General features: G+C 27.9%; 17 protein-coding genes and 1 other annotated feature. Of the genes, 13 read left to right on the plus strand and 4 right to left on the minus strand.

What is annotated here, in order from left to right:
- Positions 1 to 553 precede the first annotated feature (553 nt).
- From psyc5s11_RS04650 to psyc5s11_RS04695, 10 genes are all read left to right on the plus strand, one after another.
- Complete coding sequence (locus psyc5s11_RS04650) at positions 554 to 1,804, plus strand: magnesium transporter MgtE N-terminal domain-containing protein (RefSeq protein WP_224036469.1); 1,251 nt, start codon at positions 554 to 556, stop codon at positions 1,802 to 1,804.
- 110 nt (positions 1,805 to 1,914) lie between these two features.
- Positions 1,915 to 2,197, plus strand: a binding site (T-box leader).
- A gap of 104 nt (positions 2,198 to 2,301) precedes the next feature.
- A complete protein-coding gene (cysK, locus tag psyc5s11_RS04655) occupies positions 2,302 to 3,213 on the plus strand; it encodes a cysteine synthase A (protein WP_224036470.1) in 912 nt (303 codons plus the stop codon).
- A 47-nt stretch (positions 3,214 to 3,260) separates the two neighbouring features.
- Positions 3,261 to 3,851, plus strand: a complete 591-nt coding sequence (epsC, locus tag psyc5s11_RS04660) for a serine O-acetyltransferase EpsC (protein ID WP_224036471.1) — start codon at positions 3,261 to 3,263, stop codon at positions 3,849 to 3,851.
- Positions 3,852 to 4,249: 398 nt separating this feature from the next.
- The gene (locus psyc5s11_RS04665) at positions 4,250 to 4,954 is read left to right on the plus strand and encodes a lysophospholipid acyltransferase family protein (RefSeq protein WP_224036472.1); all 705 of its coding nucleotides are present in this window, start codon (positions 4,250 to 4,252) and stop codon (positions 4,952 to 4,954) included.
- 41 nt (positions 4,955 to 4,995) lie between these two features.
- On the plus strand, positions 4,996 to 5,631 hold the full coding sequence (nth, locus tag psyc5s11_RS04670) for an endonuclease III (protein WP_224036473.1): 636 nt from the start codon (positions 4,996 to 4,998) through the stop codon (positions 5,629 to 5,631).
- Between the two features lie 190 nt (positions 5,632 to 5,821).
- On the plus strand, positions 5,822 to 6,727 hold the full coding sequence (locus psyc5s11_RS04675; protein ID WP_224036474.1) for a D-alanine--D-alanine ligase: 906 nt from the start codon (positions 5,822 to 5,824) through the stop codon (positions 6,725 to 6,727).
- A gap of 366 nt (positions 6,728 to 7,093) precedes the next feature.
- The gene (locus psyc5s11_RS04680) at positions 7,094 to 8,110 is read left to right on the plus strand and encodes a LytTR family transcriptional regulator DNA-binding domain-containing protein (protein WP_224036475.1); all 1,017 of its coding nucleotides are present in this window, start codon (positions 7,094 to 7,096) and stop codon (positions 8,108 to 8,110) included.
- 276 nt (positions 8,111 to 8,386) lie between these two features.
- On the plus strand, positions 8,387 to 9,232 hold the full coding sequence (locus psyc5s11_RS04685; protein WP_224036476.1) for an ABC transporter ATP-binding protein: 846 nt from the start codon (positions 8,387 to 8,389) through the stop codon (positions 9,230 to 9,232).
- Entirely contained in the window at positions 9,232 to 9,948 is a 717-nt protein-coding gene (locus psyc5s11_RS04690) for an ABC transporter permease (RefSeq protein WP_224036477.1), read from the plus strand. The genes psyc5s11_RS04685 and psyc5s11_RS04690 overlap by 1 nt, the downstream gene beginning before the upstream one ends.
- Before the next feature lie 70 nt (positions 9,949 to 10,018).
- Positions 10,019 to 10,366 (plus strand): DUF6483 family protein, encoded by a 348-nt coding sequence (locus psyc5s11_RS04695; RefSeq protein ID WP_224036478.1) that lies wholly within the window; start codon positions 10,019 to 10,021, stop codon positions 10,364 to 10,366.
- A 112-nt stretch (positions 10,367 to 10,478) separates the two neighbouring features.
- Here the strand turns inward: psyc5s11_RS04695 and psyc5s11_RS04700 are convergent, their stop codons facing one another.
- The gene (locus tag psyc5s11_RS04700; RefSeq protein WP_224036479.1) at positions 10,479 to 10,892 is read right to left on the minus strand and encodes a Fur family transcriptional regulator; all 414 of its coding nucleotides are present in this window, start codon (positions 10,890 to 10,892) and stop codon (positions 10,479 to 10,481) included.
- A 58-nt stretch (positions 10,893 to 10,950) separates the two neighbouring features.
- Positions 10,951 to 11,502 carry a manganese efflux pump MntP gene (locus psyc5s11_RS04705; RefSeq protein WP_224036480.1) on the minus strand — a complete coding sequence of 184 codons (552 nt, stop codon included), beginning with the start codon at positions 11,500 to 11,502 and terminating at the stop codon, positions 10,951 to 10,953.
- A 189-nt stretch (positions 11,503 to 11,691) separates the two neighbouring features.
- Between psyc5s11_RS04705 and psyc5s11_RS04710 the strand changes: the two genes are divergently transcribed.
- Positions 11,692 to 12,909 (plus strand): 6-phosphofructokinase, encoded by a 1,218-nt coding sequence (locus psyc5s11_RS04710; RefSeq protein WP_224036481.1) that lies wholly within the window; start codon positions 11,692 to 11,694, stop codon positions 12,907 to 12,909.
- 144 nt (positions 12,910 to 13,053) lie between these two features.
- On the opposite strand, the gene psyc5s11_RS04715 is transcribed toward psyc5s11_RS04710, so the two are convergent.
- Positions 13,054 to 14,358: an aminotransferase class V-fold PLP-dependent enzyme gene (locus tag psyc5s11_RS04715; protein ID WP_224036482.1), complete on the minus strand. Its 1,305-nt coding sequence runs from the start codon at positions 14,356 to 14,358 to the stop codon at positions 13,054 to 13,056.
- 228 nt (positions 14,359 to 14,586) lie between these two features.
- On the opposite strand from psyc5s11_RS04715, the gene psyc5s11_RS04720 reads away from it, so the two are divergent.
- A complete protein-coding gene (locus psyc5s11_RS04720) occupies positions 14,587 to 15,063 on the plus strand; it encodes a hypothetical protein (RefSeq protein ID WP_224036483.1) in 477 nt (158 codons plus the stop codon).
- A 175-nt stretch (positions 15,064 to 15,238) separates the two neighbouring features.
- Here psyc5s11_RS04720 and psyc5s11_RS04725 read toward each other — a convergent pair whose 3' ends face one another.
- Positions 15,239 to 15,853, minus strand: a complete 615-nt coding sequence (locus psyc5s11_RS04725) for a TetR/AcrR family transcriptional regulator (protein ID WP_224036484.1) — start codon at positions 15,851 to 15,853, stop codon at positions 15,239 to 15,241.
- A 342-nt stretch (positions 15,854 to 16,195) separates the two neighbouring features.
- Here psyc5s11_RS04725 and psyc5s11_RS04730 point away from each other — a divergent pair, with 342 nt between their 5' ends.
- A complete protein-coding gene (locus psyc5s11_RS04730; RefSeq protein WP_224036485.1) occupies positions 16,196 to 18,115 on the plus strand; it encodes an ABC-F family ATP-binding cassette domain-containing protein in 1,920 nt (639 codons plus the stop codon).
- The last annotated feature ends 172 nt before the right edge of the window (positions 18,116 to 18,287 follow it).

Below are 18,287 nucleotides of genomic sequence, written 5' to 3' on the forward strand. Positions count from 1 at the left end.
CTTAAAGTATCTTAACATAACAATAATTAGTTTACAAACAATATACACAGATAAAAGAAGTGCGTCAGCACAACCAAGAACTTTTTCACATATAAATATATAGAAGCTCTTGTATTAAATTTTCACAAATTAAGCATAAGTATAAATTATGTACTAGGAGTAGAAAAAGTGAGTGAGATGATATATGTGCTAAAATGATTTTAGAAAAATCAAGAATTGCAGATGAGTTTAATTAAGTAATAAAAACTTATTGCCTTTTCATGACTATATAATGTAATATAATAATTAAAGACAGTAGTAATTTAAAGAAATCTCAAAAGATTTCATTTCTAACTATTAATTGTTAACTTTTAACTGAATTAAGGGTGGTGGACAAGATGGAGGCTGGACCTCAGAATATAAAATGCAATACAGTAAAAACTAAATATATTCAGAAGAAAAGTCTTTTATCTGAAATTTAACTCAAAATATATAAGTAAATGTAAGTGTTATTTAGAAATATGAGTTCTATTTAAAGACTTTCTTTCTATGCGAAAGTAAGGAGGACATAATTATGATGGAATTATCTATATTTCTATATACAAATATTATAGATAAAAAAGTTTATGATGAATTTGGAGATGTTTTAGGTCATTTAAGAGATGTTTATGTAACTACAGAAGAAGGTTATCCTAGAGTAATTGGATATAAACTAAAAAGAGATGGAGTTACATTTCATTATGAATTTAGGTATATAGAATTTGCCAATAAAGATGGGAAATTCAAGATAAAAACAAGGGGAAGTAAAGAGATACTTCCAATGAGATATAGTTATCTTCTTTCAGAAAATCTGTTAGATAAAAAGATAGTTGATATAAACGGAAAACAAGTTGTTAGAGTTAATGATTTGAGAATTGCAAAAATTGCAGGAGAATATAGAGTTATTGGAGTTGAAATAGGTCCTTTAGCTAGATATAGAAGATTAAAAATAGCAGGTATAATGAAGTTTTGCTATAAAATTATGAGAAAAGATTTAGAAGATAAAGTTTTAATGTGGGATGACGTTGAATCCTTAGAAATGGTTGATAATAATTTAAAACTAACTGAACCATATAAAAAATTATCAACGTTGCATCCAGCCGATCTTGCAGATATATTAGAAAATTTAGATACAAATTCCAGAAAACAAGTATTAGAATCTTTAGATGAAGATTTAGCAGCTGATACGTTAGAAGAAATAGATTCAGAATATAAAGGAACTATAATTAAGGAATTATCAGATAGTAAAACTGTTGATGTATTAGAAAATATGCCTAACGATGAAATTGCTGATTTATTAGATGATTTAGATGAAGAAGAAAGAGAAAAAATATTAATAAATCTAGAAAAAGAAGATGCAGATGAGGTTAAGGAACTTTTACAATATGAAGATGAAACAGTTGGTAGTATAATGAGTAAAGAATTCATATCTGTTAATTTGGACATTACAGCTGGAGAGACAATTGAAATGTTAAAAGAAATGAAACCAGATGAAGAAGTTATTCATTATATATATATAACAAATGAAGAAGAACATATTCTAGGGATGATTTCTTTAAGAGATTTAATAATAAATGATGCTAATATAAAAATTAAAGAAATAATGGATGAAGTAGTATCGCGCGTAAAGCATGATGACAAAATAAATGAAGCTATTGAAGTTGCAGCAAAATATGATTTGAATTCTGTACCAGTAATAGATGAAGAGGAAAAATTGGTAGGAATAGTAATTATTCATGATTTAATAGATGAATTTTTATATCCTCTTTGGAAAAAGAAAAATTAGGAAAACGAAAGAAAGTGGACACTTTTTTATGGACAAATTATAAAAAAAGTGTTGACTTTTTTTCTGTATGGAATATAATATTAATATAAACCCTATCAAAACACTAAGAATTAAAAACTATGAAAAAGGAAAGTAACATAAAGGAAGTTTACAGAGAGAAAAGGTAGCTGAGAACTTTTCATCAAAAATTTATGCAAAGTGCCCTTTGGAGTTGAAGTCTGAATATGGGATATTCAAAAAAACAAGTTATTGTTATATTTTGTGCATATGCCTTGGTAAGATTCTCCGGGTTCACCCGTTATAGTGATATGACATTTTAAAATGTCTAACTGAGATGGATTAATTACTTAATCCAATTAGAGTGGAACCACGAAATTTTACTTCGTCTCTATATTTATATAGAAGATGAAGTTTTTTTGTTATAAAAATTAAGTATAAAAAATAATATAAAATGTAAAATATTAAAAAATGAATAACAATTTAAGGAGGAAAATAATATGATTTATAATGGAGGACTAGAATTAATCGGAAATACACCGATTTTAAAGGTAAATAATTTAATTAATGATGAAAATATTGCAGATGTATTTGTTAAACTTGAAAAATTTAATCCAGGTGGAAGTGTTAAAGATAGAGCAGCTCTTGGAATGGTTGAAAAAGCTGAAAGAGAAGGTCTTTTAAAACCAGGAACAACAATAGTAGAACCAACAAGTGGAAATACAGGAATAGGGCTTGCACTTGTAGGTAAATTGAAAGGCTATAAAGTCACTATAGTAATGCCAGAAACAATGAGCAAAGAAAGAAGAGAGTTAATCAAGGCTTATGGTGCAGAACTTATATTAACTGAAGGTGCTAAAGGAATGAAAGGTGCTATAGAAAAAGCAGAAGAAATAGGAAAACAAGAAGGATATTTTCTTCCACAACAATTTGAAAATATAGCTAATCCAGAAAAACATTATGCAACAACAGCAGAAGAAATATATAAAGATATACCAGATTTAGATGTAGTTGTAGCAGGAGTTGGAAGTGGTGGAACTGTAATAGGTATATCTAAAAACTTAAAAAAGAAAAATCCGAGTATTAAAGCAGTTGCAGTTGAACCAGCTAATTCGCCAGTTTTAAGTGGTGGAAATCCAGGTGGACACAAAATTCAAGGGATTGGAGCTGGCTTTGTTCCAAGTGTTTATGAAAAGGAATATGTAGATGAAATAATAAAAGTAAAAGATGATGATGCATTTAAAACAGCAAAAGCATTTGCTGAAATTGAAGGTGTATTAGTTGGAATATCTTCTGGAGCAGCAATATATGCCGCTATACAAATTGCTAAAAAGCTTGGAAAAGGTAAAAAGGTACTTGCTATTGCTCCAGATGGAGGCGAAAAATATATATCAATGGGACTATACGATTAATCGTATTACAATTCTACTGAATACTATTAGAAAAAGGAGAATAAGCTGTGTTTAAGAGATTAAATTATGATTTAGAAAGAGTTTTAAATGAAGATCCAGCAGCTAAAAGTAAAATAGAAGTGTTTCTATTATATCCATGTATTCATGCATTAATATCATATAGAATAGCACATTTTCTTTATTTGAAGAACAGGTTTTTCTTAGCAAGATTAATTTCACAATTAGCCAGATTTTTTACAGGTATAGAAATTCATCCAGGAGCTACAATAGGAAAAGGATTATTTGTAGACCATGGAATGGGTGTAGTAATTGGAGAAACTGCTGAGGTTGGAGATAACGTGACCCTTTATCATGGAGTAACCCTTGGGGGAACAGGAAAAGATATAGGGAAAAGACATCCAACTATTGAGGATAATGTATTAATAGGGACAGGAGCAAAAGTCCTTGGCCCTATTACGGTGGGAAAAGGTGCTAAAATAGGGGCTAATGCTGTAGTAGTAAAAAATGTTCCAGCAAAAGCAACTGCAGTAGGAAGTCCAGCTAAAAATATTGTAAGAACTACAAAAGCAGCAACTATAATTGAAATAAGTGATATAAAAGGACGTAAAAAGAAAATATTTAATGATATGGTTATTTAGTATGGTATTTTTATTAAGGCACATGAAAATAAATAACGAGTCCAAAGTTGCCATGAATATTTTTCATCAGGCAAGGAGACAAATTGCCCTCATAGCGGGCCTATTAGGTCAATTTTCCGACGTAGCCTGATGGAAAATAGGCTGGCAAATAGACTTGTTGTTTTTTTGATTGTGCCTAAAGTGGTTAATAATTATATGAGAAAGGTATGAACAAGTTCAATGTTCATATCTTTTTCAGTGTTTAAAATTATATAATTGAAATTTTAATATTAATAAATTGAAAATTATTAAAAAAATATTACTATATATAGATGCGAATTTTTTAGGAATTGCATAGGTACATGAAAAAATATATAATATACAAATAGATAGTTTTTATAAGAAAGGTTGGAAAAAAAATGTTATCACCAATTGCAATAACAATTATAAAAATGTTGCCAGAAGGATTAGTTGTAAAAGTAGCTAAAAAAATAGTTACTAATTATCTTAAGACGTATGCAAACATAACAATTAGTGGCATGGATAATATAGATAAGGCTAAAAAACCAATAATATTTGTAGGTAATCACTTAAGTAATGCAGATGGATTGGTTTTATCAAAAATATTAAAAGAAAAAAGTGATCCCTATTTTGTAATGGGAATAAAATTATCGGATAATAGAATAACACAATTAGGAGCTAAAATAGTTAAGCATATACCAATTAAGCCTAATTCAGCTGATAAAGATGCTATTACAAAGGTTGTTAAAACCTTAAAAAGTGGTGAAAATATTGTAATATTTCCAGAGGGTACTAGAAGTAGAACGGGTGCAATGATTGAAGGTAAAAAAGGGGTATTAATGTTTGCTAGAATGGCAAAAGCAGATATAATCCCAATAGGTATGGCAGGAACTGATAAATTATTGCCTATAAGTGAAAAGGGAGATATGGGATCAGAAACATGGCAGCATGCAGATGTTACTGTAAATATAGGCGAAAAAATTGTATTTCCTATAAAAGAAAAAGATGAGGATAAGCATGAATATGATGATAAATGTATGGAAATATTAATGAAAAGTGTAGCAAATCTTTTGCCTGAAAAGTATAGGGGAGTATATAAGTAAGCTTATGCTATATGAGGTATAATAAGGAGATTACAAAATATATGAAAGTAAGAACAAAAAAAATTGTAGATATTTTGAAAGAAACATATCCTGATGCAAAATGTGAATTAAATCACGAGACACCACTTCAATTACTTGTAGCTACAATATTATCAGCTCAAACAACAGACAAGAAAGTAAATGAAGTTACAAAAGATTTATTTAGAGATTATCCAGATTTAGATGCTTTTTTGACATTGAAAAGTGATGAACTTGAAGAAAGAATAAAGCAAATTGGATTATATAGAAATAAATCTAAAAATTTAATACTCATGTTTAGGCAGCTCAAAGAAAAATTTAATGGAGAAGTTCCAAAGACTATGGAAGAGCTAATGTCACTTGCTGGAGCAGGTAGAAAAACAGCGAATGTTGTTTTATCTAATGCATTTAATGTGCAATCAATAGCTGTAGACACTCATGTGTTTAGAGTTTCCAATAGATTAGAACTTGCAAAATCAGAAAATGTTTTAGACGTAGAGATGCAATTACGAGGAGAATTACCTAAGAAAGAGTGGACACTTATGCACCATCTTTTAATATTTCATGGGAGAAGATGTTGCATAGCTAGAAATCCCAAATGCGGGGAATGTCCTTTAAGTCAGTTATGTAGATATGAAAATAAGATTAAATTAAAGTAGTTGAAATTATATGTAATAATAGGAATTGATTAAATGAGCCACAGTTAAGAGTATTTAAAGACTTAGTGGTTCTTTTAATGTTTCTATTAATTTATTAAAATGAATATAGGCTATAATAATAAAACTAAATTAATAATTATTTAGAAGTGTTTATTATTAGCTAGAATTAAAAAATATTTGGAGGCAAGCTATGAAAATTGGAGTTATAATGGGTGGTATTTCATCAGAAAGAGAAATATCATTAAAAAGTGGAAATTCTATAATTGAGAATATAGATAAGAAGAAGTATGAAGTGGTACAAGTTGTGATAGATAAAAAAGAAGATATAATAACTAAAACTAAAGGAATTGATTTTGCACTTTTAGCATTACATGGTCAATTTGGGGAAGATGGAAATGTTCAAGCAGTACTTCAAACACTCGGAATACCATACTCTGGTTGTGGACCTTTAAGCAGTGCTATGTGTATGGACAAAGATGTATCCAAATCTATTTTAATTGCTGCTGGAATCAGAACTGCACCTTGGATTAATTTAAGAAAAAATGAGAATATAGATTTTAATGAAATAAATAAAATTGGATATCCCGTTGTAGTTAAGCCAACTCATGGTGGATCAAGTGTAGCTACGTTCATTGTAAAAGAAGAAAAAGACATTGAAGACTGTGTAGCAGAGGCTTTCAAATGGGACAATGAAGTTATGATAGAAAAGTTTATAAAAGGTGATGAAATAACATGTCCTATTTATGGAGATAAAATGTTGCCAGTAATTGCTATAAAACCAAAATCAGAATTTTTTGACTTTGCTTCAAAATATCAAGATGGTGGAGCAGAAGAGATTGTAGTACAATTAGAAAAAAAATTGCATGAAGAAGTAGAAAAGTTGGCATTAGAAACCTATAAAGCACTAAAATGTGAAGTATATTCTAGAGTTGACATGATAGTTACAGAGCAAGGAATACCTTATATCTTAGAAGTAAACACACTTCCAGGTATGACTAAAAATAGTTTAATTCCTAAAAGTGCAGCAGCTTTAAATATAGTTTTTTCAAAGCTAATAGATATGATAATAGAAGACTCAATGAAAATAAGTAGATAATATTAAGATATTATTATTAAATATAAAAAATTAATCCTCATTGTTATAAATATTTATTTATGGCTATGAGGATTTTTCTTATTTTGAATAAGCAATTATAGATTCAATAATCACCAACTACTTTAAATCACATGGATTAGATAGATATTTTATAGACTATAAAAATTCAATATATGTTGGAGATACTGAGTGGGATTTAAAAGAAGCATGACTTTTCCATATGGCAAAAAGATACTAGCATTGAAAATTTAGACAAGGCGAATTATAGTTGGTATAATTTTGTGGACAAACTAATACATAAAAGTTAAAGTCAGTAAGTGTTAAGTAAGAATATTATATATAAAAGGTTGAGGGGAAGAGATTACATTGTTAGAAATAAAAAATTTATATAAAAAGCAAAATGATAATTTAATAAATAATATTAATTTCAAAGTTGAAAAAGGAAATTTAGTAAGTATAGAATCTAGTAGCGAACTTAGCGATGTATTAATTAAACTTATATTAGATAAAGAAATACTAGGGACAGGTGAAATATACATAGAGGATATAAAGCATAGTGAGTATATAAAGAAAAATAAAAAAAGTATTGGCGTAGTATTTAGGGATGAAGGTTTTTATGAGAGACTTACAGTAGATGAGTATATGAAATATTATAGTGACATAATTAATTCTAAGGTTAATTATAAAGATATAATGCTAAAATTCTCCTTATTAGATATTGCTAATAAAAAAATAAAAACTTTAAATTATTCTAAAAGAAAAATGCTTGCTTTTGCTAGGGAGATATTGAAAGAACCTAAACTACTAATATGTCAGGATCCAATATTTAATATGGATAAAGAGGGGATAAGAATAATACTGGAGAATATTGAAGAATTATGTTCTAAAGGAACAGCAGTATTAAGTATTTCCATGTCCTTTAAGGACACAATGTTAATTGGAGGAAAAACTTATATTATTGATGAAAATGGATTGAAAGAAAATGAAGATAAAAAAGATGATGAGCGTAGTGAATTAAATTATAAAGAAGAAAAAGATTATCTACATAGAATTCAAAAAATTCCAGCAAAACTAGAAGAAAGAATTTTATTATTTGATCCTATAGAAATAGATTATATAGAAAGTGAAGCTGGAATAAGTAACTTAAATATAAGGGGAGAAAAGTTTCCTTGTATGATGACACTCACAGAACTTGAAAATAATTTAGAATGTTTTGGTTTCTTTAGATGTCATAGATCTTACATTGTAAATCTTCAAAAAGTAAGGGAAGTAATAACCTGGACAAGAAATAGTTATAGTTTAACATTAGATGATAAGCAAAAAAGTTCTATCCCACTCTCTAAGGGAAAATTAGCTGAATTGAAGGATATTTTAAAAATATAAGTGTTTCATTTAGCACGATATATACTCCATTCAGAAGAAGATATGATTATAATGCATTAGAGCTGCATTGTTTCAGGGTATTTATTGCACCATTTAACATTATTTTTACTCCTTTCATGGTATTTTTGTAGTTAGCTCCTTTGAAATATATGATAATTATATTGTTGAAGCAACTAAAACAATATATTGAATTTATATGAGCGGTATGTTTATTTAGAAAAGTAGATATTGTTCTAGTAAATGTCATAACAAGATTCTAAAAGGAGGAAAACAATTTTGGAAAATATAATTTCTATGAAAAAAGTGCGAAAAGATTTTAATAAAAGTACAGTAGTAAAAAATTTGAACATTGATATTAAAGAAGGAGAAATTTTTGGATTTTTAGGTCCAAGTGGAGCAGGAAAAACAACTACGATAAAGATTCTTACATCACAATTAATACCTACCAGTGGACAAGTGATGGTTCTTGGAAAGGAAATATATGTTGAAGAAAGCAAGGTTCTTAGGAATATTGGTGTACTTACTGATAATAGCGGTTTGTATGAAAGGCTTACAGTTAAAGACAATCTCATGTTATTTGCTAATATTAATAAATTGCATGAAAAGGATGTTGATTATGTACTTGAAAATATGAAGATGCTAGATTTCAAAAATAAGATCGTAAAGAAATTATCAAAGGGAATGAAGCAAAGAGTAATGCTTGCAATAGCTGTGCTTCATAAACCAAAACTATTATTCTTAGATGAACCAACTTCAGCGTTAGATCCTGGAACAACTTTAGAAATTCATAGGTTTCTTAGAAAACTCAACAAAGAAGGTACTACTATATTTTTAACTACACATAATATGGATGAAGCTGATAAACTTTGTGATAGAGTAGCCTTTTTAAATGAAGGAGAAATAGTTGAGATTGGAAATCCAGAAGCTCTAAAATTAAAATATGCAGGTGACGATATACAAGTTAAATTAAAAAGTGAAAATAATTCAGTTATTGTAAAAAACAATAAAGAAGGTGCAGAAAAAATTGAGAGTTGGATGAAACAAGGACAAGTTTTATCGATACACTCTATGGAACCGAATTTAGAAGAAATATTTCTGCATTTAACAGGGAGGGAACTATAATGGATTTTTCAATAAGAAGAGTTAATGCATTATTTAAGAAAGAAGCAAAGGACTTATCAAGAAATATTAATGTGTTATTTATGTGTGTACTTCCAATAATGCTGTGTTTCATGTATTCAAAGCTTTTTGGAGGTTCTCAAGAGGGTAAATTATTTATTTTAAATGTGTGCTTAAATATGAATTTTGTACTAGTGCCAGGGTTCATAACTGCAATGATAATAGCAGAGGAAAAGGAAAAAAACACATTGAGAACATTAATGTTAGCAGCAGTTTCACCATTAGAATTTTTAGTTGGAAAAGCTATGATAATATTATTAATTTCACTTGGAACTAATATATTAATGTTTTTTATTATGGGGATGGGGCTTTTATATTTAGGATGGTTTATTATTGTAACAATTTTAGTAGTTATATCTATGATGGAATTTGGAGCAGTAGTAGGAATTATATCAGAAAATCAAATGAGTACAGGGACTATTGGAATGCCTATTTTTATGATTTTTTTAATGATACCTTTTTTTATAAGAATAAATGATGTTTTTAGAAGGATAGCTGAACTTTTACCAAATTATAATGCAGAAATATTAATGAATAGAATTTTTACTAATGAAGCTATTGGAATAAACTTTGCTTATAATATAGCAGTGATTTTAGCATGGATAATAATAGGAGCAGGAGTTTTTACTTGGATTTATAGTAAGAAAAAATTAGACTAGGAACATAGGTCATATTCAATTTTGCTTAAGAATATCATTTGTTTTATTAAAAGAATTAAGGTGGCGTGTTATGGATATTGAAAAACTTATTGAAGAATTTGCAATGGCATTTGCAAAAGTTCTTTTTAATAAAGAAGAAAAAAAGAGTGAAAAGATTAATATTGACCAAATTAGTTCAACAGATATATTCAAAATAATTTTCAATAAATCATTTCATAGGGGAGATTATAGTAAAGCAGAAGATTTAATTTTTCATGAGTTAGAAAACAATAATTCAACTGAAGTATATGAAGTTGCAAGTGAATTTTATAATACATTGCTCAAAAAAAGTGATGAAGAATTGAATAAAAGGAATTTCCCAAGAAAAGAAATTTATCAAGGATTAGATGATATAAAAAGGTTTAAAATTAATTTATAGGTCTACCGAATTATTTTAATGAAGTTAAATCGGGATTTCCATCAGCAATATATGGAATGAATAAGAGGGAGAGTCTCAAAATTGGGACTCTCCCTCTTATTTATTTACAATGTTATTGTTTCTTTTTACAATCTTTACAGACACCTTTCATGACTAAGTCATGATCTGTAAGCGTAAAACCAGTTGAATTTTGAACCATTTCTTGAATTTGGAGCATAGGGCATGGAATTTCAACTTCCTTATGGCAAATATCACATTCTAAATGATGCCTATGTGTTTCACCTTTAATTTTATATGAAAATACTCCATCATTAAGAGTTATTTTTTCTGTAATTTCTTTTTCTTCAAACAATTCCAATGTTCTATAAATGGTACTTAAATTAATATTTATGTTATTGTCTCTATAAATTTGATATATTTTTTCAGCAGATAAACTGTTCTCTGAATTTGTTAATATATTTAAGATTTCTATTCTTCCTTTAGTAATTTTAAGTGCCTTTTCTTTTAGAATTTCTTTTGGTTCCATTTTCATATCCCCTAACAACTAAATATTAAATATATTATATCACATACAGACAATTTTATTAAAAAAATATCATCTTAAATCCCAAAAATATGAGTGCAATACCCGCGAAAAAGTTTGCATATGTCGTTACAAATTTTATCTTTTTTATATATCTACAAATAAAAAAACCTAAGGTACAAATAAAAAGTGTTATTAGTCCAACTAAAACTGAATTAACAAAAAGTAATAAGTTACTACAAACTTGATGAAATGCAGTAAAGCCAATGACTAAAGCATCTATGCTAACTGATATTCCAAGTATTACACAGGTTCTATTTTTTATTAGGAGTTCCTTTTCCCTTTGCTTAAAGCCATCTATTATAATAAGTATTCCTACAATTTCTATAATTATTCCACCAGCAATAGAAGAGATATTAGTAATATACGTGTCGAATAAATATCCTAAACTTCCACCAGCATATGTAAATAAAAATTGAAAAAATGCAAAAGATAGTACAAATTTTAGTTTATGTTCTTTCTTAAGTATTGGGTTTATTCCAATGCCTAAGGTTACTCCAAAAGCATCCATGGCTAATGCGATTCCTATTATTACAACATCATATAAATTCATATTCTTTTCACCTCTAAAGATTAAACTTATTTTATTATAATTAAAGTTTTCTTAAATATATGCAAAAAAAACTTAAAAAAGTCTTTATTAAATACTTTTTTTATTGTATATTAATAAATAGCATATTACTATGGTTGAATAGTATATCACATATAAGGTGTTTAGTATAACAAACAAGGAGGAAATTTCATGTCAAATTGTATAATAGCCCAATCAGGAGGTCCAACATCGGTAATTAATTCCAGTGTAGTAGGACTTTTAAATGCCAATAAGGAGCTAAAGACTTTTGAAAAAGTATATGGTGGTTTAAATGGTATTGAAGGCATATTAAATAAAAACATAATTGATTTATCATTGATTTCGGATGAAGAGATAAATCAATTTAGATTTACTCCCTCTTCTGGACTTGGATCGTGTAGATATAAATTAAAAGATATAGATTCTTGTAGCCAGGAATATGAAAATTTAATAAATATTCTTAGAGAATATGATATAACAACATTTTTTTATGTTGGTGGAAATGATTCTATGGATACTATTGCAAAGCTTTCAAAATATGCAAAGCTTAATAATATTGATATAACATTTATGGGTATTCCTAAAACTATAGATAATGATTTGAAATTTACTGACCATACTCCTGGCTTTGGTAGTGCAGCGAAATTTATAGGAACAACAGCACTTGAAACATATTTAGATGCCTCGGTTTATATCAACAATGGAATATTTATTTTAGAAACTATGGGAAGAGATACTGGATGGCTTGCAGCTTCAGCTTGTCTTGCAAAACTTGATAATAAGCCAGTAGTAGATTTCATTTACCTTCCAGAAGTAGCATTTAATAAAGAAAAATTTATAAAAGATGTTAAACAAAAATTTAAAGAACAAAATAAAGTTTACATAATAGTTTCAGAGGGAATAAGAGATCAAAATGGAAAGTTTGTTTCTGAATTTCAGTGTGTATCTGAAGATAAATTTGGACATGCACAACTAGGTGGCGTTTCGAATTATTTAAGAATGTTAATCCTAAAAGAGGGTTTTACAAATAGAGTTAAAGCCTTAGAACTTGGAATTCTTCAACGTTGTGCAATGCATTGTGCTTCAGATACTGACTTAAAAGAAGCTTACAATGTTGGAAAAATGGCTTTGAAATATGCATCTGTTGGTCAAACTGGTAAAATGGTTAATATTAATAGAGAATGTAATGAACCTTATGAAGTTGTATATTCTGTTGTTGATGCTGACAAAATAGCTAATAATGTGAGATATTTTCCTACAGAATGGATTAATTCAGAAGGCAATTTTGTAACAGACGATGCATATTCTTATTTTGAACCATTAATAAAGGATCTTCCTACTTTAACTTTTGAAGGAAATCTTCCGAAGTATAAAGTATTTAATCAATAATTTTAATTGAAATGGAATGTAATGAAACTTTAATATTCATTACATTCCATAAAATAATTAATAGCATTTTTAATAAAGTCAGAGCTGAAATAATTATAATTAGATAATTTTCATTGCTCATTGTCAATTTAAAATAAAAAGGTATTATTTGATTTTTCCGAGGCTAATATCTTCCAATACATTTAAAAACATATTAACTTCATCAATTGAATTATATAGTGCAAAGCTTACTCTTACCATTCCTAACATTTTTTTTGTGGGATTATCAAGAAATTCTTTAGATTCTTGTTCACTTACATTCATAAGTCTTCGGCAATAAGGATGAGCACAAAACCACCCATGTCTTACAGAAATCCCTTTCTTTTTAGCTAAAATGTCGGCGACATCATGATGATACATATTTTCTATATTAAAAGTTGTAATTCCAAGTCTATCACTTATATTTTGTGTATCACCATAGTTTATTATTTTGGGAATACTCTTGAATCCATTTAAAGTATGGGTCAAAAGTATATTTTCTTGTTTTTCAATATAATCATATCCAATAGTATTTATAACCCTCAGTGAATTAATCAAGGCCATTATTCCTAAAAAGTTTTGTGTTCCGGCCTCATTTCTTTCTGGTGGAGGAAGGTATGTGATTTCATTATCAAGAACTAACTCAACAGTACCACCACCTAAATAATCTGGATTTGAATTTGCAAAATCTTCTTTTAATCCAATTATCACTCCAACTCCAAAAGGAGAATAAATTTTGTGGGATGAAAATACCAAAAAATCGATTTGTTCATCATCTGTATTTCCACTAATATTAATTCTTCTATGTGGCACAAGTTGTGCACCATCTACAATTAATTTAGCATCATACTTATGAACTAGTTTAGCTATAAAATGAATATCATTAATATAACCTGTTACATTAGAGGCTCCCGTAAGAGATACATACTTTACCCTACCGTAATTCTTCTTTAGTTTTTCTTCTAATTCTGCAATTATAAGCCTGCCATTTTCATCCACTTCAATATATTCAACTTTTGCTCTATTTCTCCATGGTAAATCGTTTGAGTGATGCTCCATTCTTGAAGTTAATATTATTTCATTTGGTTGTTTTATAAGAGTTTTTGCTAATTTATTTATGCCTTCAGTAGTATTATTAACATAAATAACAACATATTTTTCTTTATCTTTTATATTAAAAAAATCCATCAAAAAATTTTTAGATTCTTTATACAAATCAGTAGTTATTTCTGCTTTTTGACCTGTACCCCTTCCTATAGAAGCATAAGTATTACTTAACTTTTCAATATACTCAATACTTGACTTAATAGGTGGAGTTGTAGCTGCATTATCAAAGTTTATTCCATCTATGCAATGACCATTTGAATCACAAACTTTTTCATCTAATCCAATAAATAAGTCTTTGATGTTTTTTTCCTTTTCTATCTTCATATGCATCTCCTCCAATATATATATTATTCCTAGAAGATATTTATTGTTCCATTATAAGTGATAAGTGAGAGTCCAAATTTATATTTGGGTACTCGAACTTAGATAACTCGTGAATACGAGTTATCTTCCTTAATTAATATATTTTCTTCTGAAATTTGTACTATATACAGTTATTTTGAATATTATTAAAAGTAGTAAATAATATTTATTTCTAGGAGGTAATATTAAATGAACCCTGATCAAAAATATATGTCTCAAGTTAATTTAGATAATGAAGATATTAAATTTGTTCCACATTCATTTATTAATAAAAAGTTTCGTAATAATCTAAGTAGTAATGTTAAAAACAATCTAAATTTAGATTTATTTCCTTCGGAAGCCGGGCTTCCAAAGTTGTGCTACTATTCTAATGATTTTGAGGATTCTACTAATAGAAATACAAATGTAAACATAGTTAATGATGAAATACCTACTACTTTTGATGCTTTAAGAGGACTTGACATAGATTTAGATGAAACAGAAGATCTTGAAAGAGTTCATTCTGACAATGATGTAAATAAAATTTATTCAAAAATTGAGAAAAGTCATCCGGGAATTTTTGCAACACTTTATTCATATAGAATTCCACGTCCAATTGCAAGAGTAATTGTTAAGAGATTAATAAGATTAACATTGTCATATTGTGAGAGAGAAAAGAACCATTAATAGCATATGTATATATCCATATATAAAAACCTCTACAGATTTTGAAAAAACAATTCAAAATCTGTAGAGATTTTTGCTATTAATAGAATAGTGTTATGGATATCCAAGCTTGAAGAGGATAGAATGTTAATAAAGGCATATTCAATTATTATTTTTTGTGGGTGTAAGTGTTATATTAAATCGTTAGCATAGCTAAAATTTTCTTAAATAAAATTGGTTTTATACTTTCAATATCTGTAGGTTCCTTTAGGATAATAGTTGTAAAGCACACGCTACCAACTAATTCAATTATCATAAATAATGTCATTTCAGCTTCTTCTTTTTCCATTCCGTCATCAGTTAAATTTTTAATAAAAATATCCAATACCTTTTTAACATCTTCATATTCCTGTGGAGTCATTACAGCTTTTCTATATAATCCCCAAGATATATTTTTATTTATAAGTTTCAGTAAGGATACATTACATTTTAAATAGTTAACTATATAATCAATAAAGAATAATGTTCTTTGCCTGAAATTTTCAATTCCTAAATCATTTGTTTTAGCTAATGCTTCTTTTATTATTTCATTGCTTTTTTGAAGAATTAATTTATTTAAAACGTCGTATTTATCATTAAAATATAAATAGAAAGTACCTTTTGCAACTCCAGCATTTTTCGCTATATCATCTATAGATGTTTTTTCTATGCCATTTTCAAGAAACAAATTATATGCTGCTAAAAATAACTCTTTTTCTTTTAATTGTTTCTTTTTTGTAGTAAAGCTTAGTTTGTCATTCTGTAAAGTCATCTTTTGCCTCCCAAGTAGTACTTCACTTTATTATAAATCAAAACGAAGAATAATCCAAATTATATGTTTATTTACAAATGACTGTTTCAAATTTAATTTCATGTATTGCTTAAGCAATATGAAATAACGACTTAAATTGAGTAGTTAAAGTGGTACATTTAGTTATTTGAATGTTGCTGAATTGATATAACCTTAATAAAATAGTATAATTAGTAAAGAAAATCAAGGTTGAACTATGCTTATTATAAGAGTTCTCTTAATAAGAGACAATATTGGAATTATTATTTTAAATAAATTATGAGCATATTTTGGATTTTCAGTTAAACTACTGGAGGATAAAAAATGATTGTTTTAAGTTGTAAAAATATATGCAAAAGTTATGGAATAGATACTATTTTAAAGGATATAACATTTTCAATTAATGAAGGTGATAAGGTTGGTATAATAGGTTCAAATGGTGAGGGAAAAACAACATTATTTAAGATACTTTCAAAAGAACTCATTCAAGATGATGGAGAAGTTTTTATAGATAAAAATAAGTCTTTAGGATATCTTGCTCAACATTTAGCATTAGATTCAGGTAACACAATTTATGATGAAATGATACTTGTCTTTGAAGACCTTATAAAATTAGAAAATAAAATTTTGGATTTAGAAGCAAAAATGAATGAGCCTTATGATGAAAAAAATGCGATGTATCATGAAAAAATTATAAAAGATTATGGAACAGCTCAAGACATTTATGAAAATAGGGGGGGCTATACATATAAAGGGGAAATATCTCGCGTAATTAAAGGGCTTGGATTTACAGAAAATGATTTTAATAAATTGATTTTAACCTTAAGTGGAGGACAAAAAACTAGAGTAGCTCTTTGTAAACTACTACTTTTAAATCCAGATATATTATTACTTGACGAACCGACTAATCATTTAGATTTAGAAGCAATTGAATGGCTTGAAGAATATCTAAAAGCTTATAAAGGTACTGTAGTTGTAATCTCACATGATAGATTTTTCTTGGATTCTGTAACAACAGCTACTTTTGAAGTTATAAATGGTCATGTTAACTGTTACAATGCACCTTATACTAAAGCTTTAGACTTAATGAAAAAGGATCGTGAAACTAAATTAAAAACTTATAATCTGCAGCAAGCAGAAATTAAAAGACAAGAAGCAATAATAGAAAAATTCAGATCATTTAATAGGGAAAAAAGTATTAAAAGGGCTGAGAGTAGAGAAAAAGCACTTGATAAAATGGAGATTATAGATGCTCCTGATAAAGAAAAATCTGCATCTAAAATTAAATTTGAACCTTCAGTTAAAAGTGGATATGATGTACTTCATATTGAAAATTTAGCTAAGAGTTATGTTGATAAGAAATTATTTTCGGGTTTATCTTTTGATTTAAAAAGAGGAGAAAAAATTGCATTAATAGGTGAAAATGGACGTGGAAAAACTACTCTTTTCAATATTATAATGGATAAAGTAAAAAGTGATTCTGGAGTTAAAGTATTAGGTGTAAATGTTAATGTTGGTTATTATGATCAAGAACAAACCAATCTTAATCCAGAAAAAACAGTATTAGATGAGGTGTGGGATGACTTCCCGGAATTAACTACAAGCGAGCTTAGGGGATTTCTTGGTTCGTTTTTATTTAGAGGTGATGATGTATTTAAAGAGATAAATAAATTAAGTGGTGGAGAAAGATGTAGAGTAAATCTTTTGAAATTAATGTTATCAAAGTCAAATTTGCTTCTTCTAGATGAACCTACAAATCACTTAGATATTCCTTCTAGAGAAGCACTTGAAGACGCAATTTTAAGTTATGAAGGTACATTAATTGTAATTTCACATGATAGATATTTTTTAAATAAAGTAATTCATAGAATATTAGAATTAAAAGAGGATGGAACTTATGAGTACCTTGGTAATTACACCTATTATACTGAAAAGAAAAAAAATCCTCAAAGATTTGAAGCTTATGAAGGTTTAGCTTCAGGAAAAACTAAAACTCAATTAAATGACGAAAAGAAAAAGAAAAAAGCTTTAGATAAAGAAGCTAAAGCCAAGCAAAATGATATTAAAACTATAGAGAATAGCATAAGTACAAATGAAGAAGCTCTTAAAAAATTGCAAGAAGAACTTTGTAAAGAAGAAATTTACTCAAATCCAGTTGAAAGTGGAAGAGTAAATAAAGAAATAAAAATTCTTGAAGAAATTATAGAAAAACTATATGAAGAGTGGGAAGAAATTTCTAGCTAATACTATCAGAAAAGGTATTGTGCATCACTTAAAGTGTGGAGATAAACTCTCGAAAGAAAACACATACATGTGACCAAGTTCCAATAGAAATGAAGGTCTTGCTTTTATGGAGCCTCAGTAACCATAAAAGCAAGACCTTCATTTAGGTAGCTTATATACTTAACTCTAGTTT

The organism is Clostridium gelidum, assembly GCF_019977655.1.
Lineage (GTDB): Bacteria > Bacillota > Clostridia > Clostridiales > Clostridiaceae > Clostridium > Clostridium gelidum.

What these genes read in the sequence shown, in the direction of transcription:
- psyc5s11_RS04710 (WP_224036481.1), top strand. Translation starts at nt 11,692, where the DNA reads ATGTCAAATTGTATAATAGCCCAATCAGGAGGTCCAACATCGGTAATT.
- psyc5s11_RS04725 (WP_224036484.1), bottom strand. Translation starts at nt 15,853, where the DNA reads ATGACTTTACAGAATGACAAACTAAGCTTTACTACAAAAAAGAAACAA.
- psyc5s11_RS04675 (WP_224036474.1), top strand. Translation starts at nt 5,822, where the DNA reads ATGAAAATTGGAGTTATAATGGGTGGTATTTCATCAGAAAGAGAAATA.
- psyc5s11_RS04715 (WP_224036482.1), bottom strand. Translation starts at nt 14,358, where the DNA reads ATGAAGATAGAAAAGGAAAAAAACATCAAAGACTTATTTATTGGATTA.
- psyc5s11_RS04705 (WP_224036480.1), bottom strand. Translation starts at nt 11,502, where the DNA reads ATGAATTTATATGATGTTGTAATAATAGGAATCGCATTAGCCATGGAT.
- psyc5s11_RS04720 (WP_224036483.1), top strand. Translation starts at nt 14,587, where the DNA reads ATGAACCCTGATCAAAAATATATGTCTCAAGTTAATTTAGATAATGAA.
- psyc5s11_RS04700 (WP_224036479.1), bottom strand. Translation starts at nt 10,892, where the DNA reads ATGGAACCAAAAGAAATTCTAAAAGAAAAGGCACTTAAAATTACTAAA.
- psyc5s11_RS04665 (WP_224036472.1), top strand. Translation starts at nt 4,250, where the DNA reads ATGTTATCACCAATTGCAATAACAATTATAAAAATGTTGCCAGAAGGA.
- cysK (WP_224036470.1), top strand. Translation starts at nt 2,302, where the DNA reads ATGATTTATAATGGAGGACTAGAATTAATCGGAAATACACCGATTTTA.
- psyc5s11_RS04690 (WP_224036477.1), top strand. Translation starts at nt 9,232, where the DNA reads ATGGATTTTTCAATAAGAAGAGTTAATGCATTATTTAAGAAAGAAGCA.
- psyc5s11_RS04650 (WP_224036469.1), top strand. Translation starts at nt 554, where the DNA reads ATGATGGAATTATCTATATTTCTATATACAAATATTATAGATAAAAAA.
- psyc5s11_RS04695 (WP_224036478.1), top strand. Translation starts at nt 10,019, where the DNA reads ATGGATATTGAAAAACTTATTGAAGAATTTGCAATGGCATTTGCAAAA.
- nth (WP_224036473.1), top strand. Translation starts at nt 4,996, where the DNA reads ATGAAAGTAAGAACAAAAAAAATTGTAGATATTTTGAAAGAAACATAT.
- psyc5s11_RS04730 (WP_224036485.1), top strand. Translation starts at nt 16,196, where the DNA reads ATGATTGTTTTAAGTTGTAAAAATATATGCAAAAGTTATGGAATAGAT.